We start from the raw sequence: 20,952 nt of genomic DNA, 5'->3' as shown, positions 1-20,952 counted from the left end.
CGCTCCTTGCGGATCGCTGGGGATGTGATCGGAAGAGAGATCGCTACGAGATGCCGGTCGTCGGAGTCTGCTCACTGCTCGTCACACGGCCTGTCCGGCGGCGTCGAGTCGGTGTCGCCACAGGTGCATGGTCGCGTACGAGCGCCACGGTGCCCAGTGCCGCGTGTCCCGCAGATCGATCCCGAGGTCGGCGGCCGCCCGGACGACCACGAGGTCGTTCGTGAGCAGGACGTCGGGATCGCCGGTGACTCGCATCGTGACGATGTCGGCGGTCCAGGGGCCGATGCCGGGCAACTCGAGAAGCTGGGCACGAAGATCAGACGCATCGACCCCCACATGCGGTTCCACCCGACCTTCGGTGAGTGCCGCCGCGACGCCGATCACGGCATCGATCCGCCGCCGCGGGCCGCGGAGGACCTCGTGTCCACGGGCGGCGATGACACCCGGCGTCGGGAAGGACTTCGACGCCGGACCGTCGACTGTCGTCGCCGTCTCGGACGGGGTGGCGAAGGCGTCGCCGACCGGTTCGCCGAGGGCCTCGACGAGCCGGTTCACCTGGTTGCGCGCGGCGGCGAGACTCACCTGCTGACCGAGCATGGTCCGGATGATCGTCTCGGCCGGGTCGAGGCTGCCGGGCGCACGGAGGCCCGGCGCCTGGCGCAGCAGCCGCTGCATCGTGGCGTCGGCGGCCAGTGCGTCCTCGGCCGCGGTGATGTCGGCGTCGAGGTCGAGCAGACGCCGGATCCGGTTGACCGCGACCCCCACGTCACGCATGTCCAGTCCGTGGAGGGCGACGACGGCGTGGTCGTCGTGCGGCTCCACCTCCGCCGTCGCCGTTCGGTGGGGTAAGGCGAGGACCCGGCGGTAACGCCAGCCGTGCGGACTGTCCGGGGCGTCGACGACGGATTCGACCCCGGCCACGGCGTGCGCGTCCAGGAACCAGCGCATCCACGGCCACCGATACGGCGCGCGGAACGGCAGGCGCAGGGTGACGCTTCCCGGGGCGGAATCGGTGCCTATCGCATCCTTCCTACGGCTGTGCAGGCGTCGAAGCTCGGTGGGGGTGAGCCCGAAAACGGCGCGGACGGTGTCGTTGAACTGGCGCACGCTGGCGAATCCGGCGGCGAACGCGACGTCGGTCATCGGCATCGTCGTGCACTGGATGAGCACGCGGGCGTTGGTGGCGCGATGTGCTCGGGCGAGCGCGAGCGGCCCGGCTCCGAGATGCCGGGTCAGCACGCGGGTGAGGTGCCGGGGTGAATACCTCAGACGCGCCGCGAGTCCGTCGACCCCTTCGCGCTCGACGACGCCGTCGGCGATGAGCCGCATCGCGCGAGCCGACATGTCGGCGTTGATGTTCCACAGCGGGGACCCCGGAACGGCGTCGGGTGCGCAGCGTCGGCAAGCACGGAAACCCTGCTGCTGGGCGGCCGCCGCGGTGAGGACGAACGCCACGTTGGCGGGTCGGGGGGTCTGTGCCGGACACGACGGACGGCAGTAGATGCCGGTGGTGCGGACCGTGACGAAGAACTGACCGTCGAAGCGGGCGTCGCGGGCCTGCACTGCGCGATAACACCGGTCGAAGTCCGGCGCGAAACCCCCGGTGTCGGGTTCTGTTGCGGTGCCTGTGCTCACCCGTCCACTGTGTCATCCGTCGACGTCCCGGTCTGGCGGGAATCGGACATCGCGACGGCATCCCACTGAGCGGACGAAAAGTGTGATCTGGGTTACATGTCTGTGGCAGCATGGCGCCATGACCACCCGGTTCGATGGCCGCCGCAGAAGTCGGCACGACGACCAGTCCCTGTCCGGACTCCCCGCGTGGGGGCTGGAGATGATGATGGGCCTCTACGGCCCGGAGACGATCAGGCGTGCCTGCGCCGAGGAAACCGAGCTCGGCATCACGGCGCGGGTCGAGCGGGTCGCCCCGGCCGCCGAATGCGCTCCGTCGTCGGCCGAGCCCCCGCCGCGATCGGACGCCGGGCCAGCCGGGCGCGACGACACCCCGGTCGTCTTCAACCAGGTCGACGCCGAACTCGAGGCCATCAACTCGCTGGTTCGCTACCTCGGACGGAAATTCCGCCGCCGCTGATCATGTCGTCGGACGGACCACATGTTCGTACGACCGTCGCCGCGTCGATGTCGCATTGTCATGCCGATGTGTGAGGATCCTCGGGTGACCGACAGCTCGGACGATCAGCGCGCGGACGACTCGTCCGCCGACGCAAGACCAGACACCACCAAGGTCGGTGCCGACGCCGTCCTCGGCGGCGATGCGGTGCTCGGCGGCGGTGAGAAGACGTATCCGACCCGGCTCCAGGTGATGATGACCGGCCTGCGGTCGTGCGCGACGGTCGGCGCGCAGATCGTGTTGGTGGCCGCCGCGCTGTGGGTGCTGTTCTGGTTGCTCGGCAAGTTCTGGGTGATCCTCTTGCCGGTCCTCCTGGCCATCATCGCGTGCACGATCCTGTGGCCGCCGGTGCGGTGGATGCGCAACAAGGGCGTGCCGGCCGCCGCGGCGTCGTTCCTGATGATGCTCATCGGGCTCGGTGCGCTGGCCGGTGTGATCGGGCTGATCGTCCCGTCGGTCGTCGACCAGGCGCCCGAGCTCGCGAGCCGTGCCACCGATGGTGTGGAGCGCTTGCAGGACTGGGTGCAGGGTCCGCCGCTGAACGTCGACGACCAGCAACTCGACAACATGGTCAACACGATCACCGATCGCCTGCAGTCGAGCGCGTCGACCATCGCGGCGGGTGTGTTCAGCGGCGTCGGAACGGCGACGTCCGTCCTGATCACGATGTTCACATCGCTCGTGCTCGTGTTCTTTTTCCTCAAGGACGGTCCGAAGTTCGTGCCGTGGCTCGACCGCACCGTCGGAAAGCCCTCGGGCAACCACCTCGGTGAGGTGCTGACCCGCATGTGGAACAGCCTCGGCGGTTTCATCCGCACACAGGCGATCGTGAGTTTCGTCGACGCCGCGCTGATCGGTCTCGGTCTGTTCATCCTGGGCGTCCCGTTGGCGTCTGTGTTGGTGGTCATCACCTTCCTCGGCGGATTCATCCCGATCGTGGGTGCCTTCGTCGCCGGCGCCCTCGCGGTGTTGATCGCACTCGTGTCCAACGGTCTGACCACGGCCCTGATCGTGCTGGGCATCATCCTCGCGGTGCAGCAACTCGAGGGGAACGTGCTCCAGCCGTGGCTGCAGTCGAAGTCGATGGATCTGCACGCGGTGATCGTGCTGCTGTCGGTGACCCTGGGCGGCACGTTGTTCGGCATCACCGGCGCGTTCCTCGCGGTTCCCGCGGTGGCCTCGCTCGCCGTGGTGCTCCGCTACCTGAACGAGCAGATCGCCGAGCGGGCCGGCGAGTCGTTACCACCCGCGAACACACCGGTCACGACCCAGGTCGGTGTTCCGAACGATGACCCGCCGAAGGATCCCCCGAATCCGGTGAAGGGTTTGCTCGACAGAGACTGACTCCTTGGACCGACGCCCCGCCGGGCGTCGCGCAGCCTGCCGATAGACTGGGCGCCCGTGAGTCTCACCCTGGGAATCGTCGGTCTGCCCAACGTCGGTAAGTCGACCCTGTTCAATGCCCTGACCCGTAACGACGTCCTCGCGGCGAACTACCCGTTCGCGACGATCGAGCCGAACGTCGGCGTGGTCGAACTGCCGGACAGCCGCCTGGGCCGCCTCGCAGAGATCTTCGGCAGCGAGCGGATCCTGCCCGCCACCGTGTCCTTCGTCGACATCGCCGGCATCGTGAAGGGTGCGTCGGAAGGTGAGGGCATGGGCAACCAGTTCCTCGCCAACATCCGCGAAGCCGACGCCATCTGCCAGGTGGTCCGGGTCTTCGACGACGGTGACGTCGTCCACGTCGACGGTCGCGTCGATCCCTTCGCCGACATCGAGGTCATCGAGACCGAGCTGATCCTGGCCGACATGCAGACGCTCGAGAAGGCCATCCCGCGTCTGGAGAAAGACGCGCGCAAGAACAAGGACCTGGCCGAGACCCTCGCTGCCGCCAAAAAGGCGCAGGAGATCCTCGACACCGGCAAAACACTGTTCTCGCAGAAGGATTCGTTCGACCTGGCGTCGGTGCGCGAGCTGCACCTGATGACCGCGAAGCCGTTCCTCTATGTCTTCAACTCCGACGAGGGTGTGCTCACCGACGACGCCCGTAAGGCGGAGCTGCGCGCCGCCGTCGCACCCGCCGACGCGGTGTTCCTCGACGCCAAGGTCGAGAGCGAACTCCTCGAACTCGACGAGGAGGACGCCCAGGAGCTGCTCGACTCGATCGGGCAGGACGAGCCGGGCCTGACCTCGTTGGCGCGCGCCGGTTTTCACACCTTGGGCCTGCAGACCTACCTCACGGCCGGCCCCAAGGAATCCCGTGCCTGGACCATCCACCAGGGCGACACCGCGCCCAAGGCGGCCGGTGTCATCCACACCGACTTCGAGAAGGGCTTCATCAAGGCCGAGATCGTCTCCTTCGACGACCTCGACGCCGCCGGCTCGATGGCCGCGGCCAAGTCCGCCGGCAAGGTGCGCATGGAGGGCAAGGACTACGTCATGAAAGACGGTGACGTCGTCGAGTTCCGGTTCAACGTCTAGACAAGCGATGACGTCCGTGCCGCCGAACGAGGAGCTCTACCTCGCGGGCGGTTGCCTGTGGGGTGTGCAGGCATTCGTCGCGACGCTGCCGGGGGTGACCTTCACCGAGGCCGGCCGGGCCAACGGCACGAGCCACACCCTCGACGGTGAGTACGACGGCTACGCCGAATGCGTGCGGACTCGGTTCGATCCGGCTGTCGTGAGCGTCGAGCAGTTGGTCTCGTATCTCTTCGAGATCATCGACCCGTACAGCGTGAACCGACAGGGGCCCGACGTCGGCGAGAAGTACCGCACCGGTGTGTATTCCGACCGGCCCGAGCACCTCGACCAGGCGCGACTCTTCATCGGTGCGCGGGCCGATGCGGATCGCATCGCCGTCGAGGTGCTCCCGCTGACGAACTACGTCCGTAGCGCCGACGAGCACCAGGATCGGCTCGCGCGGTTTCCGGAGAGCGCGTGCCACCTTTCGCAGGAGCTGCTGACGAAGTACCGCGGCTGACGGTTCAGCAATGGGTATCCCTCAGCGATACCTCTTGGTGAACCCTCCGCGCCGAGTGCCCGACCATCCCCGGCCGGCCGGCCGTGCACGGTCTCGCGACACGCTCATGGCCGTCGCCCATCGTTGCTAGCGTGACCTCCATGCCCATCACACTCGAGAACGTCGCCATCGCCGTGCGTGACCTCGACGCCGCGATCGCCTTCTTCACCGACCTCGGTCTCGACGTCATCGGCCGGGACACGGTCCGCGGGGAGTGGGCCGACACGGCGGTCGGGCTCGACGGCAACCACGTGAAGATGGCGATGCTGCAGACCCCCGACGGTCACGGGCGGCTCGAACTCTTCGAGTACATCCACCCCGAGGCCATCGAGACGCCACCCACGCAGCCCAACGACATCGGGATGCACCGCGTCGCGTTCTCGGTCGACGACATCGACGAGGCCCTCGAGGTGGCGGCACGGCACGGGTGTCATCCCGTGCGCGGCGTCGCCACCTATGGGGACGTGTACAAACTGACCTACGTGCGCGGGCCGAGCGACATCCTCGTGATGCTCGCCGAACGACTCTCGCCGGGCTGATCCGACGCAGCTCGGGTCACGGGTTCTGGCCGAAGGGGTTGCCGCCGAACGGCAACGGGGAGCCGCCTGATCCGCTGCCGGACTCCGGCACCGTCGTCTCCTGCTCGTCGACGGCACTGCCCAGCTTCACCTGGACCGTCCGGGCACCCGAACCGGAACCGATGGTCACCGGCACGGTCTCACCCGGCTCGTGGGTGAGGATCTGCGCCATGAGGTCGGCGTAGTCGGAGACGGTGGTGTCCCCGACCTTGGTGACGACGTCGCCCTGCCGGATACCCGCATCTGCCGCGGGCCCGCCACGCTGCACCGACGAGACGGTCGCGCCCTCGGTCCGGTCGCCCGCCGACAGTGAACCCGACACTCCCATCACGGGTTTGGTGGCCTGACCGTCCTGCAACAGTTGATTGGCGATGCGCTTGGCGGTGTTGATCGGGATCGCGAAACCCAACCCGAAGGACTGCGGCCCACCGGACGCGGCCTGGCCGGTGTCCACCGCCGAATTGACCGCGATCACCTGCCCCTGCAGATTCACCAGTGGCCCACCGGAATTGCCCGGGTTGATGGGGGTGTCGGTCTGCAGACCGTTGTACACGGTGAGCGACGAGCCACTGGCGTCGCCGGCGGTCACCGTCCGCGACAGCGCGCTGACGATGCCGGAGGTCACCGTGTTGGTCAGGCTGTCCGGGCTGCCGACGGCGACCACCTGCTGGCCGACCTTCAATGCGTCCGAGTCACCGAGTGCCGCCGGGGTCAGGCCCGACGCACCCTCGAGCTTGATGACCGCGAGATCGTACGACGGGGCGTTGCCGGTGACGGTGGCGTTGTGCTGATGCCCGTCGCCGGTGGTGACGACGATCGTGCTGCCGGAGCCGGCCCCGGCGACGACGTGGTGGTTCGTCAGGACGTAACCGTCGGGGGAGAGGACGATACCGCTGCCCACCGCCGTGCCGTTCGCGGTCTGGACCTTGATGTCGGCCGTCGACTTCGACGCCACGCTCGCGGCATACGTCACCGAACCGGGTTGCGCGTCGGCGGCGTTGGCTGCGGCGGCCGGTTGCGAGTTGAGGATCGGTACCGACGCGGCGTCGTGCCCGAGCAGCGAACTGCCTCCCATGCCGACGGCGCCGCCGAGCAGTCCCGCGAGGAGCGCGGTGACGATGATCGGCTTCGTCACGCCGGCCCGCTGCCGCGCGACCGGAGGAGGCGGCGGGGGTGAGACGAATGGCGGCGGGGTGGCCCGCGGGTTCATCGCCCAGGGCCCGGGCGGCGGCACCGGTCCGCGCGGCGGCGCAAAGGGTTCGGTGATCGGGTCGTGGTCGTCGTCGGGAATGGGGGTCTGGGGCGTGTTCACGGCACCACGATGCCTGCGCCTCATGTGAACAGGGCTACGGAAATCCTGCGGATTTGCTGACAAGCTCGACGCGGACTCTCAGGTGTCTCTGACCTGTCCACTGCGGATTTCCCGCGCCACGAGAGATCAGTGTCGACCGAATGTGGTTCCGCGGTAATGTGACCCGCCGACCACCCGCATCCGACTCAACCCTCGAGGACAGTGACATTTCCATCGACCATGCGATCATCGCGGATCTCGACGATGCCGCCGGCACTCTCGCCGCCGCTTTCGACGCCTATCCCTGGACTCGATGGTCCATTCCCGAGGACGGCTATCGGGAACGGTTGTACCGACTACAACGGATGTATCTGGGATACGCCTTCGACCACGGTGTCGTGCTGGTCACCACGGACCGGTGCGGCGTGATCGCCCTGCCGCCCCCGGATGTGCCGGAGCCGGATGGACAGTTTCAGGCCGAAGCGGCCGCCCTGCACGGCGATCGGCTGGCCGCGGTCGCCCGGGCCGAGACCCCTGCGCACCCGGCAGGCGCATGGAACCTGGCGACACTCGGAGTCCACCCGGACCGCCAGGGCAAGGGGCTGGGAAGCGCGCTGGTCCGCGCCGGACTCGCCGCGGTCGACGACAGGACTCCTCCTCGGGGTGCGTGCGTCGCGCTCGAGACCTCCGACGATCGCAATGTGATGATCTACGAACGTGCCGGGTTCGTCGTCACCGCAACGACTCCGGTCGACACGGGCCTCGTCGTCCATTCGATGCTCCGCGATCCGGATGGCGGCGGGTTGTCGGCGACCGTGTGAGGACACTGCTAGCGTTCGGCCGATGGCGGACTTCGAGTTGACCGACGACGACCTGCGGGTCGTCGTGCGCTGTGCCACCGAGTGGGCCGAGGAAGTGCTGCCGGTCTTCGAGCGAACGCGGCCCGACGACCCGCGTCCCCGCGCGGCCATCGAGGCGGCCCGGGAATTCGCCGCCGGCGCACGCAGATCGACGCGCCAGCGGACGGCCGCCTTTGCGGCGCATCGTGCCGCGAAGGACGCCCCGTCGGAGACTGCCCGACTGGCCGCCCAAGCCGCAGGCGACTCGGCGGCGGCGGCATATCTGCATCCGATCGCGAAAGCGCACCAGGTCGGTCACATCCTGCGGGCCGCGGCGAACCGGGCGTACATCGCCGAACTAGAGAGCGGTGGAGACCCGGCGGTGGGGAACGAGATGGTCGAGGCCGTGTGCCAACGGACACCACCCGAGCTCATCGATGTGCTGTGTCGGTACCCGGAACCGGATGCCGGGGCATCACGGGCGGCCCGCCTGATGGCCGAACTCGACAGCCGGTTGCGGGCGTCGGGCAGACGGACGACTGGGACAGCTGACTGAGACGAGTGGCCGCTCGGGCACATCAAATCCCCTGTGCAAGAACAGCTTTTGATGGTCATTCGCCTGACAAACGACATGTCGCATGACATGGTGTTGCCTGGCCGATGTGCGCAGTCGAGCTCGTCGGCCTTCCAGTTGGCACATGTCGAAAGGTCTCCAGTGTCCTCGTCTGAACTCGGTCTCACCATGTTGTTCGCCTTCATCGGTCCGCTCCTGGCGCTCTACGCCAACGGCAGCTAGGGGTACGGCGATTCGTCGAACCCGGTGGTCGTCACCGGCCGCACGGATTCGCCCTGGCGATCCGTGCGGCCGGAACCGACGACCTTCCGGGTGAAAGTTGCACATCGTGCGCCGTTCGTCGTCGATTCTGCATCGGTGACTCCTTCCAGACGAACCGTCCTCGCCGCGGCGATCGTGGTCCTGCTCGCGGTGGCCGGGCTGCTCGTCCCGACGCCGGCGAGCAGTGCCGCCGCGCCCTCGGGTTGGCGGTACACGATGGTCGCGTTCAGCAATGCGAGTGCGCGCGACATGGACGTGTACGAGTCCTCCGACGGCCTCGAGTACACCCTGGTGCGCAGGTCCGCGTACCGGCCGCCGACGGGCTATGTCCGGGATGCGAGCATCTTCCGGCACACCGACGGCTGGTATTACGTGACGTAGACGACCGCCGACGGGGCCAGCATCGGGTTCGCGCGCAGCCGCGACCGCGTCAACTGGAACTTCCTGTACAACTGGCCGGTGCCGCTGTGCTGTGCGTTCCTGCCGGGGACCGGTGTCGGCAAGGGATTCGGCTCGAGCGGGTCAGGTTCGCCCGGCTCGTCCGGGTCGGCGGGTTCGAGTGACGGTCCGTCGTTGTCGCCGTTCACGACCAAGGCTTGGGCGCCCGAATGGTTCGTGGAGGGTGGCCGGGTCAACGTGATCCTGTCGATGTCAACCGGTGGTGGTTTCGTCCCCTACGTGATGACGGCGCTCGATCCCGGGCTGCGGATGTGGAGTCCGCCCGTGCCGATGTTGAGCATCGGCGCCGACCACGTCGACACCACGGTCATCAAGGTCGGGCCGACTTATCATGCGTTCACCAAGAACGAGACGCGAAAGTTCATCGAGCATGCGGTCTCGGGCTCGCTGTTCGGGCCCTACCGGTTCGTGCCGCCGGGCAACTGGGGTCGTCTCGTCGAGGGTCCCGCCGTCGTCCAGCTACCGAACGGCGCCTGGCGGATGTACCTCGACGCCTACCCGAACGGCCGATACCTCTACTCCGACAGCACCGATGGGATGCGCACCTGGTCGCCGGTGCAACAGATCCCGGGCATCTCCGGGACGGTCCGCCACGTGGGCGTGATGCGCGAGCGCGCCTGACGGCGACGGGTCTGCGCGCCGCCGCGACACGACGCACCGGTCGCGTACGTACGTCAACCGTCGTGCTCGGTGAGATTTGGCACGGTGCCGAGAAGCCGACGGGCACCTAGTCTCGGTGACGTCGGGGGTGTTTTGCCCGTTTCTCGAGAGGTTCCGATGAGTACATCTGTCCTGCCCCCGCTGGTCGACGTCGCCTGGTTGCGGGAGCGGCTCGACGACCCCACCGTGGTCATCGTCGACGCGACCACCCATCTCCCGATTCCGAAAGAGGGGCCCTATGTCCCCGAATCGGGAGCGGAGTCCTTTCGCGCGGAACACATCCCGGGTGCGGTGTTCGCCGATCTGTTGACCGACTTCGCCGACGCCGGCAGCCCCGAACCGTGGACGGTCCCGTCATCCGAGCAGTTCGCCACGGCCGCATCGGCGTTGGGGATCGGAGACGGGGCGACCGTCGTGGTCTACGACCAGCTCGAGGGATTCTGGGCAACGCGCTTCTGGTGGCACCTGCGACTCGAGGGTTTCGACGCCGTGACCGTGCTCGACGGCGGCTTGCCGGCCTGGAAGGCGGCCGGCGCCCCGGTGACCGATGCCGAGTCGACCGTCACCCCGCGTACTTTCCGCGGGACGCGTCGTTTCGAACTGTTGCGCTCGACCACGGAGGTCGCTGCCGCGCTTGATGATCCGTCGACGCTGCTGGTCAATGTCCTCGACGAGCCGACCTATCGCGGTGAGACCACGACGTACGCCCGTCAGGGCCACATCCCGGGATCGGTGAATCTCCCGGTGTTCTCGATCCACGACGCCGAGACCGGCGACCTCCGCCCGGTCGAGGAGCTACGCCGGGAATTCGAAGCGGCCGGGTTGCTGGCCGACGACACCAAGGTCGTGACGTACTGCGGAGGCGGCATCGCGGCCACCGGGATCGCGCACGCGCTCGCCCTCGTCGGTCGCGACGACGTCGCGGTCTACGACGGATCGATGACCGCGTGGGCCAACGACCCGTCGCTCCCGCTGGTCACCGGACCGGAACCGCGTTGACGACGCCGGGCCGCTCCAGCGGTCTGGCGCTACGCGTGAATTCGCGTCCCCCTCAGCAGGATCGAAGGGCACATTGCCCTTCGACCCTGCTCACGGGGACGAGCTTTTCCGGGCCGGCCGGCCGCTCCCCAGGGTGCGAGTAAAGCGAGCCTCGAAGGCTAATGGCTACAGGAACATTCCCACCAGACCCTTCGAGGCTCGTCGCTATCGCTCCTCGCACCTCAGGGAGCGGGGGTCGCGCACCTAGCACCTCAGTATCTGCGGCCTGGCGCCCGTCGTGAACCACGAAAGCACTCTGCTCCCTGGAGGAGCGAGCCTGCGAGCGTCACGAAGGGTTACGCAACCCTCGGTCGCCGGACCCTTCGTGACGCGACCTCCGCAAGCTCCGGGCGCTCCTCAGGGAGCGGAGGGGGTTCGCGCTTTTCCGCCTCGGGAGTGGAGGGGCGGGTCTCAGCCGACGGTGATGGCGTCGAGGCGCTGTCGGATGAAGTCCCCGGACACCACCGGTTCGAGTCCGGCGCGGCGGCCCACGGGTGGGGCGACGGGTGAGACGAGGGCGTCGTGATCGAGTTCGTAGAAGAAGATCAGCGAGACGAGGTCTTCGGCGGGTGCGTCGGGTTGCGGTGGCAGGACGCGGTGCCGGCCCGCGGGCCAGCGCCCGGCCGACCAGTACTCGAGGATGTCCCCGATGTTGACGGTCAGGGCGTCGGGGTTCCACGGTGCGTCGGCCCACCCCGATTGCTCGCTGTAGACCTGCAATCCGCCGGCGCCGGGTTCGCGGTCGAGGATGGTGACGGTGCCGAAGTCGGTGTGCGGTCCGATGCGGAACTGGCCGGGTTCGGGGGTTCCGACGTCGTGCAGCGGCGGGTAGTGGTTGATGTTGGACGACCACGTCGGCGTCGACGCGAGGTCGCGGAACGGATTGTCCGGGCCGACGAGGCCGAGTGCGGCGGCCATCAGCGCCAGCAGGTCGTCGGACAGCCGCCGCATCTGAGACGTCCACGCCGTGAACAGTTCTCGGAGTTCGGGCGTCTCTGCCGGCCACACGTCGGGGGCGAACCAGTACCCGTCGATCTCGGGTATGCCCACCGGCGTCTGCGCACCGGAGGTGAACGACTCCTTCAAGTCCGGCGGGGTCTCGGTGCCCTCGGCGAAACCGTTGGCCTCCTTGCCGGGACCGATCCAACCGCGGCCGCCGACACCGGCGGAGTACCGGCTCTTGACGTCGGCCGGGAGCGCGAAGAACCGACGGGCCGCCGCGCGAAGGGAGCTCGGCAACTCGGGATCGAGTCCGTGCCCCGTGACGAGCAGGAACCCGGCCTGCTGCAGGGATTCATCGACAGCGGCGCAGACCCGTTGCGCGGCAGCACCTCCGGACTGCCACTCCCGAAGGTCGACGGTGAGTACCGGGCTGTCGGTCATGACATCTCCACGTTCTCGTCGGCCGGGGCGACCCCGATGTCCTCGTTCCACACCGCAGGATTGGCCGCGATGTACGACGACATCATCTCCGCGCACCGCTCGTCGTCGAGCACGATGACCTCGACACCGTGCTCACGCAACCAGTCCTCTCCGCCGTAGAACGAGGTGTTTTCGCCGATGACGACCGTGCCGATGCCGAATTGGCGGATGAGGCCGGAGCAGTACCAGCACGGCGACAGGGTCGTCACCATGATCGTCGGCCCGTAATCCCGTTGCCGCCCCGCGGCGCGGAATGCTTCGGTCTCGCCGTGCGCCGACGGATCGTCGGCCTGCACGCGCCGATTGTGGCCCGCGCCGAGCAGCGTGCCGTCGGCCGCGAAGAGGGCCGCGCCGATCGGGATGCCGCCCTCGTCGAGGCTCGTCCGTGCCTCCCGGTAGGCGACGTCGAGCATCCCGGACACGTCGAGACCGGCATGGCCGGGCAGCGAGATCGTCATGCTTCGAGAGTGCCGGGTGGCTCCGACGGTGACAACTGACAGATCGTCGTACTGCGGCCGAGGCCGCCGGTGCATATTGTCTTCGTCCATGACGCTCGATCGACCCCCGACGGATACCGCCTTCCCGACGCTTCGGGAGATCCTCGACGACCACCTGGCGGTCGCCGAGCCGCGGGTTCTGAGCGGCCACGAACGTCTCGACGCACCCGTGCGGTGGGTGCATTCGAGCGAGATCTACGAGATCGGGCCGCTGCTCACCGGCGGCGAGTTGCTGCTCACGACGGGGCTCGGTCTGCGCGGACTCGATGCCGGCACCCGCAAGCACTATGTGCAGGACCTGTCGCAGCGCGGGGTCGCGGCGGTCGCGATCGAAGTGGGTCGGACGTTCGAGGCGGTACCCGAGGAGATGGTGCGGGCGGGATCGGCGGTCCGGCTGCCGATCATCGAACTCCGGGCGGTGGTCCCCTTCATCGACGTGTGCCGAGCGGTCAACACCGCGATCGCCGCCCGCGAGGTCGACGAGTTACGAGTCCGCTCGACTCTCGTGGAGTCACTCCACGACGACCTGGCGGCCGGTGCCGGGGTCGCGCCCATGCTCGGCCATGTGGCCGAAACCCTGCATGCGCCTGTCGTTCTCGTGTCCACATCCGGGGCGCTGCTGTCCGCGCACGGCGTCGACGACGACTCGGCGGCGTGGCGGGTCGTCGACCGGGCCGTATCGGACGCCACGGTCCACAGCAAGGGACGTCCGATCGCCCGGCTGATCGTGGGCGAGCGCACCGACGACGGCCCGGTCCCGTTCGCGCAGAGTCTGTTGCGTGCGGCCGCCGGTCCGGTGGCGGTCGGCCTGACCCGGACCGGGGTCCGGGGTTCGGCCCTGGCCGCGCGGCTCGTCGAAGACCTGGTCGACGCCAGACCGATGCGACCCGCGGATCTGCGGGCACGCCTGGCCGCCGCGGGGGTGTCCGTGGGGGCGCCCACCGTGGTGGTGCCCCTTGCGGCGGAGGCCCCCGACCCGCGGATGGCCGATGCCGCGGTCGCCGGCGCCGAGCTGGATTCGGTGGCACGCAGCATCGTCGACGCCACGGTCTACGCACTGGCCGCGGTGCCGGCCGGGGGAGGAGAGGGCGCCACCGACCCGGTCGACCGGGTGGCGTCCTCGTTGACACGGCAGGGCAACCGAATCGGACGCACCACGGTCGTCGTCGGAAACCCCTGTGTCATCGACGATGTCGGGCCCGGCGCCGATGTGGCGTCCGCCCTCTCCGCCTCACTGCGTCGATGCGGGCGACAACTTGGGCTCGCGGCGTCCACCGCCGCGGGTCTCGAGGCGGGACGTCGGGTGTTCACCTCGCGCGAACTCCTCGTCGACGAGGCGATCGGTGCGCTGGATCCCGCTCTTCGGACGGAGCTGCGGTCCCTGGTGGAACCACTCGTCGCGGCCGATGGACGCTCCTCGTCGGACCTCGTCCGGACCCTGGCGGTGCACCTGGCGCACGGCTGCAGCGCGACGCGGTCGGCTGCGGCGCTCCACATCGGCAGGCAGAGCCTCTATCAGCGGCTCGAACGGATCCGGACTGTGCTCGGTTTCGACCCCACCGACCCGGCCGTCTACGCGTCGACGATGCTGGCCCTGCGTTCGGTGACCCGCGAGGTTCACCAGGTGGCTCACCAGTTGTAGTCGAGGAACTTCCCGTCGAAGGTCACGACCACGCGGTCGCCGTTCGGGTCGGGCCGGCGTCGGATGTCGATGTTGAAGTTGATGGCGCTCATGATGCCGTCGCCGAACTCCTCGTGGATGAGTGCCTTCAGCGCGGGCCCGTAGACGTCGAGCGCCTCGTAGAAGCGGTAGATGGTGGGGTCGCTCGTCGCCGCCTCGTCGGGTGTACGCGTCGGCTGTTGCCGCAGACTCTCGGCGACGCCCTCGCCGAGGCCGAGCAGTTCCACCACGGCGGTGGCCTTCGTGGCCGGGACCGGATGTTTGCCCAGCAGCGCAGCGACGGTCCAGACCAACGGGGCGTCGATCTTCTCGGCAATTGTCGCCCACGTCAGTCCCTGGCGAATCCGCGCGGCGTTGATCAGCTCTGCGGCATCGGTTTTCGGCATGATCGGGGTGGTCATCGTCATCTCCATCGATAGTGTTGGACCACACCCACATTGCCCATCGGCGGGCACGATGCCAAGTCGAGTCAGCGACTTTCGGCAGTGTTCACACGATCGACACGCCCACCGCCGACCGCGGCGACACCAGAACTTCACACCGCGACCTGGACCGAGTGAGGGCGGTGTAACAGGGAGACTCGTCGATGACACCGAACGGACATGTGGCCTCGGTTCCATGGGCGCATCAACTGAGGAGTTCGAGGAGAACCACATGTCCTATGTGAAACCGTCCGAATTCGCGGTGAAGATGGTCGACGCCGGCGAGTCCAAGGCGTTCATGTCCACCCGCGACACCCTGATCAGGGCGTTCATGGCCGGCGCGATCCTGGCTCTGGCCGCGGCCTTCGCGGTGACCGTCACCGTGCAGACCGGCCAGCCGCTGCTGGGGGCGCTGTTGTTCCCGGTCGGCTTCATCCTGCTCTACCTGATGGGATTCGACCTGCTCACCGGTGTGTTCACGCTGGTGCCACTCGCACTGCTCGACAAGCGACGAGGAGTCACGGTCCGGTCGATGCTGCGCAACTGGGGTCTGGTGTTCCTCGGGAACTTCCTCGGCGCCATCCTGGTCGCGGTGATGATGGCGGTCATCCTGACCTATGGATTCAGCGTCGCACCCGACGAGGTGGGACAGCGGCTCGGCGAGATCGGCCACAGCCGTACCGTCGGTTACGCCGAGCACGGGGCGGCCGGCATGCTGACGCTGTTCATCCGCGGCGTGCTGTGCAACTGGATGGTGTCCACCGGTGTCGTCGCCGCGATGATGTCGACATCCCTGCCCGGCAAGGTGATCGGGATGTGGATGCCGATCATGCTGTTCTTCTACATGGGCTTCGAGCACTCGATCGTCAACATGTTCCTCTTCCCCTCGGGTCTCATGCTCGGCGGTGACTTCTCGATCGCCGACTACCTCGTCTGGAACGAGATCCCCACGGTGATCGGCAATCTCGTCGGCGGACTCACCTTCGTCGGTCTGACGCTGTACTTCACCCATGTACGGACCGCTCCGGATCGTCGACCCCCCGCCCACGACGCGACGACCGAGGTCGACGTGGCCGCGCCCGTCCGTACGACGACCGCTTAGTCCCGGCGCCGACCCGTATGACGTCGTGCCCGCATTCCGGGCACGACGTCATACTGTTCGGCAGGGTCATACGGCTGTCGCCGAATCCGGCTCGGCCGGGTCGTCCTGGAGGGCGCGGGCGTACCAGGCGCCCAGGCCGAGCAGGATGAGTCCGGTCACGATGAACACGATCACGCGGAAGATCCCGTCGAGGGTGGCCAGGTCGAAGAGGAACAGTTTCGCCATCGCGGCCGCGACGAGGACGAGACCCCCGGTGACCGCGGCGGTACGTGCGGCACCGGTGCGACGCCGGGCATAGGCCAGGGCCGTCCCCGCGAGGACCATCCAGCAGGTGGTCGCCAGCACGTGACCGGCGAGAAAGCCGTCCGACCCGGCGACCAGGACGCCTGCGGTCACACTGATCGCGGTGAGTGCGTAGACGACGACCACTCCGGCGGCGATATGGGCTGCGCGCGAGACCTTCTCGTCGGTGAGGCGGGCCCACCCGGCGGCCAGGACCAGGGCGCCGGCGGCCGCGAACACACTCGCCACGACGATCCCCAGAGACGCGTCCCGTCGCATCAGGTCCGCATCGGCGAGCACATACGGCGGCGCCGCGTCGAGTAGCGCCGCGAAACCGATGGCCCACAGGACCGAGCCACCGGCGAGAAGTACCCGCGAGGTCGTCGACCATGTCCGGGCGACAAGCGCGGTCACCGTTGCCAGGCCGAGCAGGACGGTGATCGCCACCGTGCCGTCGAAGGCCACCAGAACGGCGACGAACAGCAGCAGAAGGGCGGTCGCGGACCAGATCTGCGCAACGACGTCGGGCACGCGCGGGGTGGAGCCGGTACGCGAGTCGGGAAGCCCCGATCCGATCAACACGGTTCCGATCAGCGCGCCGGCGATGCAGGTCTGCAGGATCACCGCGCCCGGCATGTTCATCACCGCTCCGGCGAACAACGCGGGGATGGTCGTCGCACTCGCCAGACCGGCCAGCGTCTCCCGGAACTGCGTGGTGGGCATCGCGATCAGGGCGCCGGCGACCCCCAGCACGACGACCACGACGACCGCGGCCGCGAAGACGGTGTCGGCGGCACCGGCCGACGTCCAGCCGGCCAGCGCGAGGACACCGACCAGGGTCAACGGAATCGTGGGCGCGGCGAGCCGCACGGCATGCAGCCAGATCCAGTCGCGACCGAGCTGGACCCACGCCGATGCCGCGGCGAGGACCACCATGAACGCGATGAGGGTGGTGTCCAGTCCGCCGGTGAGCACCGGTGCCAGAGCGATCAACGGCACGACGACGAGCAGCCCCAGGTGTTCGCTGCGCCACCGATGGGCAAGCGCGAGCCCAGCCGCGGCGACGAGTCCCGCGACTCCGAGGCCCACGACGATGGGCAACCAGTCGTAGATCTTGGTCGCGGCCAGGACGTCGAGGTAACCCGCCGCGATCCCGGTGGCCGTCAGCGCGATGGCACCGATCCGGCCGTCGGGCCGGCCGCGCGACCAGATCCCGCCGGCGACGAGCGCCGCGGCGAGGACCGCGCCACCCGCGACGCGGAATTCCGGGCGGAGCAATCCGGCCTGTGCGGCCAGGACGAGGAGCAGTGCGACACCGATGAGGGTCACGCCCACGCCGGCGGTGGCGAGGATCTTGCCGATCAATCCGCGTTCGGCGGCCGCGCCGATCCGTTCGGACATCGACGGCCCGGCCGGCCGCGGAGGCGACGCGACCGGCGGATACGGTCGCGCACTCGCCGGGCGGGGCATCGGCGGAGGACCTTGCGGGCCCGGCGGAGCGATCGGGGGTCGTTGGTGGCCGACCGGTGGCGGCGCCGTCGGCAACCAGGGCCGGGACGGGGGTGTGGGCCGAGGTCCCGCGGCCTGCGCAGGAGCTGCCGCCACCGTCGGTGGGGTGAGGCCGGCGGCGGGTGGCTGCACGGCGGATTGCGGTGCGGGGGCGACGTCGCGAGCAGGCTCGTCGGGCTCGGCGACGATACGTCGCAGCTCGGCGAATTCGGCTGACACGGTGGACATCTGGCGTGCTATCGCGTCGAACTCGGTCGAGATCCGCGCCAGGGTGGCAGTACTCGGATCGCCGCCGAATGTGCTGCTGGGAGAGTTCATGTGTCGACGATGACCGGTCGCGCCCCGGCATGGATGAGTAGTCCTACCCACCAGGGGTGGGGGATTCGTGTGACGGGGTGCGCGGCGACGTGATTGCCGGACGGCCCGGCAGGGTATCGCTGGACCATGACTGATCCGCACAATGCTGCCGACCGTGGACGCGCCGACGTCGAGAAGCGCTGGCAGGACACCGGAAGCTACCGGTCCGCGGCCCTGTATGTCGTGGCCGTGGTCGCGCTCGGCGCGGTGGCCTGCGCGGTCTTCCTCGCCGTCGACCGCGCCAATATCGTCCTCGCGTCGCTCGTCCCCGGTGTGTTCCTTCTCGGCGGGATCGGTGCGCTGGTCAACGCCTACCGCACCTATCGCCGGGGCGGCACCTGGCCGATGTGGCAGGGCGCGGCGTGGTTCCTGTTCGCCCTCATGCTCGTGGCGCTGGCGTTTCCCGCGATGGCGGGCTGATGCCTGTTTCCCACTGTGACGGGCTGATGTCTACTGTGGGGCCATGCCTGCGCAACGGGTGCGAATCGACAAGACCACGCCGCAGGTCTACCGAAAGCTGATCGCGGTATCGGCCGAGGTCGCCGCGGCCGCCGAATCGATCGGGCTGAGTCGGTCCCTCGTGGAATTGGTGAACCTGCGGTGTTCGCAGCTCAACGGTTGCGCCTTCTGCATGGATCTCCATGCGCAACTGGGCCGCTCTGCGGGTCTGACGACGCAGCAGATCGACGTCATGGCCGGGTGGCGGGATGCGCCGGACCTCTACGACGACGTCGAGCAAGCGGCTCTGGAGATCGCCGAGCTCGTCACCGAACTGCCGGCGCACGACGCGGCCGACCTCGCCTACGACCGGGCGACGGACATCCTCGACACCGACCAGACCGCGGTGCTGATCTGGGCGGCGGTGACCATCAACGCGTTCAACCGGATGTCCATCGTGAGCGGGTACCGCCCCCGGCCCGGCGCCTCGCCGCAGAAGGCGGCAACACCGTTCACCGGTGGCGCGACAGGCTAGTCGGCCGTCCTCGCGTCACCGCCCTTTGCGTGCGAACACCCAGCCGGCCGCCGCGAGTGACACCAGCGCGATCGCCGCGCACCAGGCCAGGCCCGTCACCGCTGTCGACGTCAGATCGTGCACCGGTGACCCGCCGGTGCCCATGCCGACCAGCAGGGCTCGAATGGACTCGATGACCGGTGTGACCGGTTGTGCCTCGGCGAAGCCGCGCAGCCAGGCCGGCATCGTCTCGGGTGGCACGAACGCACTCGAGACATACGGCAGGAAGAGCATGACGAAGCCGAAACCGCCTGCCGCGGCGGGCGTTCGCACCGCCACGCCGATGAACGCGGCGAGGCAGGTGATGGCCAGGATGTAGGCGAGGACCATCCCGGCGGCCCCGAGCCATTCGAACAGCGACGCCGACGGCCGGAAACCGATGGCGACCGCGACGATCAGGACGACCGCGGTGGAGACGGAGTTCTTCACCAGGCTGGCCGCGACATGGCCGAACACCATGGTCGCGCCCACGATGGGCATCGACCGAAAGCGGTCGATGACGCCGCCGTTCATGTCATTCGCCACCGCCAGTGCGGTATTGGACGCGCCGTAGCCCGCGCACAGCAGGATGACTCCAGGAGTCGCGTAGGTGATGTAGTCGGTACCCACCGACATCGCGCCGCCGAAGACGTAGACGAACATCAGCATGATGGCGATCGGCAGGACGAGCGCGAGGATCAACTCGTCCGGATCGCGGCTCATCATGCGCAGCGATCGCGCGAACATCGTGGTCGCGTCGATCTGCAGGTGCCGTAGTCGCTTCGACGACGAGCGCTCGGCGAGGGCAGTGGTGAGACTCATGCCGCGACCTCGTTCCCGGTGGCCGGTTCGGCGGGTTGTCCGGTTGCCGCGAGAAACACGTCGTCCAGTGTGGGAGAGCGCAATTCCCAGGAATCGACGGTGGCGACGGTCCGATCGGCGAGATCGAGGACCGCGCGTGTGTGGGCCACCGACCGGTCGGTGGGCACGCGGACGATGGTCGACTGGACCGACGGCCCGAAAGCCGCCAGGTCGGAGGCGAGGGCGGTGGCGTCGGCCGCGGTCGGCACGACGAACTCGAGCGCGGCCTCGCCGACGCGGCGTTTCAGGTCGGCCGGTGTACCGGCGGTCCCGATCCGGCCGCCACTGATGAGGGCCACGCGGTCGGCGAGGCGGTCCGCCTCCTCCAGATACTGCGTGGTCAATAGGACTGCCGTCCCCTGCGCGACCACGTCGTCGATCACCTGCCAGAGCATCTGACGGCTGCGCGGGTCGAGGCCGGTCGTCGGCTCGTCGAGGAAGAGGACCACCGGCCGGTCGAGGAGTCCCGCGGCGAGATCGAGACGCCGGCGCATACCGCCGGAGTACGTCGCGACCAGTCGGTCGGCGGCGTCGGTGAGATCGAAGGCGAGCAGGAGTTCGTCGACGCGGTGATCGACGGTGCGGCGGGGATGGTGCGCGAGCCGACCCATCATCCTCAGGTTCTCGCGACCGGTGAGCTTGTCGTCGACGGCCGCGTATTGCCCGGTCAGACTGATGATCTCGCGGACCCGGCGGCGATCGGCGACGACGTCGAAGCCGCCGACGCGGGCGGTCCCTCCGTCGGGGCGGGTGAGGGTGGACAGGATGCGCACCGTGGTCGTCTTACCCGCGCCGTTGGGGCCGAGCAGGGCGACGACCTCCCCGGCGCCGACGTCGAGGTCGAACCCGCGCAGGACGGGCACCCGGGAGTCCCCGCGGCCCAGCGATTTCGTGAGGCCGACGGCCTCGACCGGCATGGGTGACGAACGGTCCGGGACGGTCATGTCGGACTCCAATCTGTTTATGGCTAAAACTGTT

General features: G+C 68.6%; 20 protein-coding genes and 1 pseudogene. 13 read left to right on the top strand and 8 right to left on the bottom strand.

What is annotated here, in order from left to right; genetic code table 11:
• Positions 1–81: 81 nt before the first annotated feature.
• Positions 82–1,635: a DNA-3-methyladenine glycosylase 2 family protein gene (locus ACFUEJ_RS13415; RefSeq protein WP_388029892.1), complete on the bottom strand. Its 1,554-nt coding sequence runs from the start codon at positions 1,633–1,635 to the stop codon at positions 82–84.
• 118 nt (positions 1,636–1,753) lie between these two features.
• Between ACFUEJ_RS13415 and ACFUEJ_RS13410 the strand changes: the two genes are divergently transcribed.
• The 5 genes from ACFUEJ_RS13410 to ACFUEJ_RS13390 all read left to right on the top strand — a co-directional run bounded on the left by ACFUEJ_RS13410 (position 1,754) and on the right by ACFUEJ_RS13390 (position 5,689).
• The gene (locus tag ACFUEJ_RS13410) at positions 1,754–2,092 is read left to right on the top strand and encodes a hypothetical protein (protein ID WP_388029889.1); all 339 of its coding nucleotides are present in this window, start codon (positions 1,754–1,756) and stop codon (positions 2,090–2,092) included.
• A gap of 84 nt (positions 2,093–2,176) precedes the next feature.
• On the top strand, positions 2,177–3,475 hold the full coding sequence (locus ACFUEJ_RS13405) for an AI-2E family transporter (protein ID WP_247449780.1): 1,299 nt from the start codon (positions 2,177–2,179) through the stop codon (positions 3,473–3,475).
• A gap of 57 nt (positions 3,476–3,532) precedes the next feature.
• Positions 3,533–4,612, top strand: coding sequence for a redox-regulated ATPase YchF (ychF, locus tag ACFUEJ_RS13400; RefSeq protein WP_065631064.1), 1,080 nt, complete (start codon positions 3,533–3,535; stop codon positions 4,610–4,612).
• 7 nt (positions 4,613–4,619) lie between these two features.
• Positions 4,620–5,111: a peptide-methionine (S)-S-oxide reductase gene (locus ACFUEJ_RS13395; RefSeq protein WP_388029885.1), complete on the top strand. Its 492-nt coding sequence runs from the start codon at positions 4,620–4,622 to the stop codon at positions 5,109–5,111.
• A 140-nt stretch (positions 5,112–5,251) separates the two neighbouring features.
• Positions 5,252–5,689: a VOC family protein gene (locus ACFUEJ_RS13390; protein ID WP_388029883.1), complete on the top strand. Its 438-nt coding sequence runs from the start codon at positions 5,252–5,254 to the stop codon at positions 5,687–5,689.
• A gap of 16 nt (positions 5,690–5,705) precedes the next feature.
• Here the strand turns inward: ACFUEJ_RS13390 and ACFUEJ_RS13385 are convergent, their stop codons facing one another.
• Positions 5,706–7,064 (bottom strand): S1C family serine protease, encoded by a 1,359-nt coding sequence (locus tag ACFUEJ_RS13385; RefSeq protein WP_388029881.1) that lies wholly within the window; start codon positions 7,062–7,064, stop codon positions 5,706–5,708.
• A gap of 134 nt (positions 7,065–7,198) precedes the next feature.
• Here ACFUEJ_RS13385 and ACFUEJ_RS13380 point away from each other — a divergent pair, with 134 nt between their 5' ends.
• The 4 genes and pseudogenes from ACFUEJ_RS13380 to ACFUEJ_RS13365 all read left to right on the top strand — a co-directional run bounded on the left by ACFUEJ_RS13380 (position 7,199) and on the right by ACFUEJ_RS13365 (position 10,811).
• Positions 7,199–7,840, top strand: coding sequence for a GNAT family N-acetyltransferase (locus ACFUEJ_RS13380; protein ID WP_388029878.1), 642 nt, complete (start codon positions 7,199–7,201; stop codon positions 7,838–7,840).
• A gap of 22 nt (positions 7,841–7,862) precedes the next feature.
• The gene (locus tag ACFUEJ_RS13375) at positions 7,863–8,414 is read left to right on the top strand and encodes a putative immunity protein (protein ID WP_137810918.1); all 552 of its coding nucleotides are present in this window, start codon (positions 7,863–7,865) and stop codon (positions 8,412–8,414) included.
• A 375-nt stretch (positions 8,415–8,789) separates the two neighbouring features.
• Positions 8,790–9,773 (top strand): annotated as a pseudogene (locus tag ACFUEJ_RS13370) (arabinofuranosidase).
• Between the two features lie 156 nt (positions 9,774–9,929).
• Positions 9,930–10,811, top strand: a complete 882-nt coding sequence (locus ACFUEJ_RS13365; RefSeq protein ID WP_388029875.1) for a sulfurtransferase — start codon at positions 9,930–9,932, stop codon at positions 10,809–10,811.
• 450 nt (positions 10,812–11,261) lie between these two features.
• Here ACFUEJ_RS13365 and ACFUEJ_RS13360 read toward each other — a convergent pair whose 3' ends face one another.
• Together ACFUEJ_RS13360 and ACFUEJ_RS13355 are read right to left on the bottom strand one after the other, a co-directional pair.
• Positions 11,262–12,233, bottom strand: a complete 972-nt coding sequence (locus ACFUEJ_RS13360) for an isopenicillin N synthase family dioxygenase (RefSeq protein ID WP_388029873.1) — start codon at positions 12,231–12,233, stop codon at positions 11,262–11,264.
• Positions 12,230–12,730, bottom strand: a complete 501-nt coding sequence (locus tag ACFUEJ_RS13355; RefSeq protein ID WP_165629779.1) for a nucleoside deaminase — start codon at positions 12,728–12,730, stop codon at positions 12,230–12,232. Before ACFUEJ_RS13355 ends, ACFUEJ_RS13360 begins: the two co-directional genes overlap by 4 nt.
• A gap of 88 nt (positions 12,731–12,818) precedes the next feature.
• On the opposite strand from ACFUEJ_RS13355, the gene ACFUEJ_RS13350 reads away from it, so the two are divergent.
• Positions 12,819–14,411: a PucR family transcriptional regulator gene (locus ACFUEJ_RS13350; RefSeq protein ID WP_388029870.1), complete on the top strand. Its 1,593-nt coding sequence runs from the start codon at positions 12,819–12,821 to the stop codon at positions 14,409–14,411.
• Here the strand turns inward: ACFUEJ_RS13350 and cynS are convergent.
• Complete coding sequence (gene cynS / locus ACFUEJ_RS13345; RefSeq protein ID WP_058252560.1) at positions 14,399–14,851, bottom strand: cyanase; 453 nt, start codon at positions 14,849–14,851, stop codon at positions 14,399–14,401. The two genes, ACFUEJ_RS13350 and cynS, sit on opposite strands and share 13 nt — an antisense overlap.
• 253 nt (positions 14,852–15,104) lie before the next feature.
• Here cynS and ACFUEJ_RS13340 point away from each other — a divergent pair, with 253 nt between their 5' ends.
• Positions 15,105–15,974 carry a formate/nitrite transporter family protein gene (locus ACFUEJ_RS13340; RefSeq protein WP_065631086.1) on the top strand — a complete coding sequence of 290 codons (870 nt, stop codon included), beginning with the start codon at positions 15,105–15,107 and terminating at the stop codon, positions 15,972–15,974.
• Positions 15,975–16,040: 66 nt separating this feature from the next.
• On the opposite strand, the gene ACFUEJ_RS13335 is transcribed toward ACFUEJ_RS13340, so the two are convergent.
• The gene (locus tag ACFUEJ_RS13335; RefSeq protein ID WP_065631056.1) at positions 16,041–18,083 is read right to left on the bottom strand and encodes a DUF2339 domain-containing protein; all 2,043 of its coding nucleotides are present in this window, start codon (positions 18,081–18,083) and stop codon (positions 16,041–16,043) included.
• A gap of 126 nt (positions 18,084–18,209) precedes the next feature.
• On the opposite strand from ACFUEJ_RS13335, the gene ACFUEJ_RS13330 reads away from it, so the two are divergent.
• Entirely contained in the window at positions 18,210–18,542 is a 333-nt protein-coding gene (locus ACFUEJ_RS13330; RefSeq protein ID WP_064571124.1) for a hypothetical protein, read from the top strand.
• A gap of 43 nt (positions 18,543–18,585) precedes the next feature.
• A complete protein-coding gene (locus tag ACFUEJ_RS13325; protein ID WP_065631055.1) occupies positions 18,586–19,095 on the top strand; it encodes a carboxymuconolactone decarboxylase family protein in 510 nt (169 codons plus the stop codon).
• 15 nt (positions 19,096–19,110) lie between these two features.
• On the opposite strand, the gene ACFUEJ_RS13320 is transcribed toward ACFUEJ_RS13325, so the two are convergent.
• Positions 19,111–19,935 carry an ABC transporter permease gene (locus ACFUEJ_RS13320; RefSeq protein WP_083207371.1) on the bottom strand — a complete coding sequence of 275 codons (825 nt, stop codon included), beginning with the start codon at positions 19,933–19,935 and terminating at the stop codon, positions 19,111–19,113.
• On the bottom strand, positions 19,932–20,918 hold the full coding sequence (locus ACFUEJ_RS13315; RefSeq protein WP_388029863.1) for an ATP-binding cassette domain-containing protein: 987 nt from the start codon (positions 20,916–20,918) through the stop codon (positions 19,932–19,934). The genes ACFUEJ_RS13320 and ACFUEJ_RS13315 overlap by 4 nt, the downstream gene beginning before the upstream one ends.
• Between the last annotated feature and the right edge of the window lie 34 nt (positions 20,919–20,952).

Origin of the sequence: Gordonia sp. NPDC057258 (assembly GCF_042668985.1) — a bacterium.
Classification (GTDB): domain Bacteria; phylum Actinomycetota; class Actinomycetes; order Mycobacteriales; family Mycobacteriaceae; genus Gordonia; species Gordonia hongkongensis.
The sequence above is the reverse complement of the archived record's forward strand: the minus strand, read 5'-3'. Positions and strand labels throughout refer to the sequence as shown.

Coding starts and splice junctions, on each gene's coding strand:
- ACFUEJ_RS13390 (WP_388029883.1), top strand. CDS start 5,252: ATGCCCATCACACTCGAGAACGTCGCCATCGCCGTGCGTGACCTCGAC.
- ACFUEJ_RS13340 (WP_065631086.1), top strand. CDS start 15,105: ATGTCCTATGTGAAACCGTCCGAATTCGCGGTGAAGATGGTCGACGCC.
- ACFUEJ_RS13395 (WP_388029885.1), top strand. CDS start 4,620: ATGACGTCCGTGCCGCCGAACGAGGAGCTCTACCTCGCGGGCGGTTGC.
- ACFUEJ_RS13350 (WP_388029870.1), top strand. CDS start 12,819: ATGACGCTCGATCGACCCCCGACGGATACCGCCTTCCCGACGCTTCGG.
- ACFUEJ_RS13325 (WP_065631055.1), top strand. CDS start 18,586: ATGCCTGCGCAACGGGTGCGAATCGACAAGACCACGCCGCAGGTCTAC.
- ACFUEJ_RS13410 (WP_388029889.1), top strand. CDS start 1,754: ATGACCACCCGGTTCGATGGCCGCCGCAGAAGTCGGCACGACGACCAG.
- ACFUEJ_RS13330 (WP_064571124.1), top strand. CDS start 18,210: ATGACTGATCCGCACAATGCTGCCGACCGTGGACGCGCCGACGTCGAG.
- ACFUEJ_RS13365 (WP_388029875.1), top strand. CDS start 9,930: ATGAGTACATCTGTCCTGCCCCCGCTGGTCGACGTCGCCTGGTTGCGG.
- ACFUEJ_RS13315 (WP_388029863.1), bottom strand. CDS start 20,918: ATGACCGTCCCGGACCGTTCGTCACCCATGCCGGTCGAGGCCGTCGGC.
- ACFUEJ_RS13375 (WP_137810918.1), top strand. CDS start 7,863: ATGGCGGACTTCGAGTTGACCGACGACGACCTGCGGGTCGTCGTGCGC.
- ACFUEJ_RS13360 (WP_388029873.1), bottom strand. CDS start 12,233: ATGACCGACAGCCCGGTACTCACCGTCGACCTTCGGGAGTGGCAGTCC.
- ACFUEJ_RS13385 (WP_388029881.1), bottom strand. CDS start 7,064: ATGAGGCGCAGGCATCGTGGTGCCGTGAACACGCCCCAGACCCCCATT.
- cynS (WP_058252560.1), bottom strand. CDS start 14,851: ATGACCACCCCGATCATGCCGAAAACCGATGCCGCAGAGCTGATCAAC.
- ACFUEJ_RS13320 (WP_083207371.1), bottom strand. CDS start 19,935: ATGAGTCTCACCACTGCCCTCGCCGAGCGCTCGTCGTCGAAGCGACTA.
- ACFUEJ_RS13335 (WP_065631056.1), bottom strand. CDS start 18,083: ATGAACTCTCCCAGCAGCACATTCGGCGGCGATCCGAGTACTGCCACC.
- ACFUEJ_RS13355 (WP_165629779.1), bottom strand. CDS start 12,730: ATGACGATCTCGCTGCCCGGCCATGCCGGTCTCGACGTGTCCGGGATG.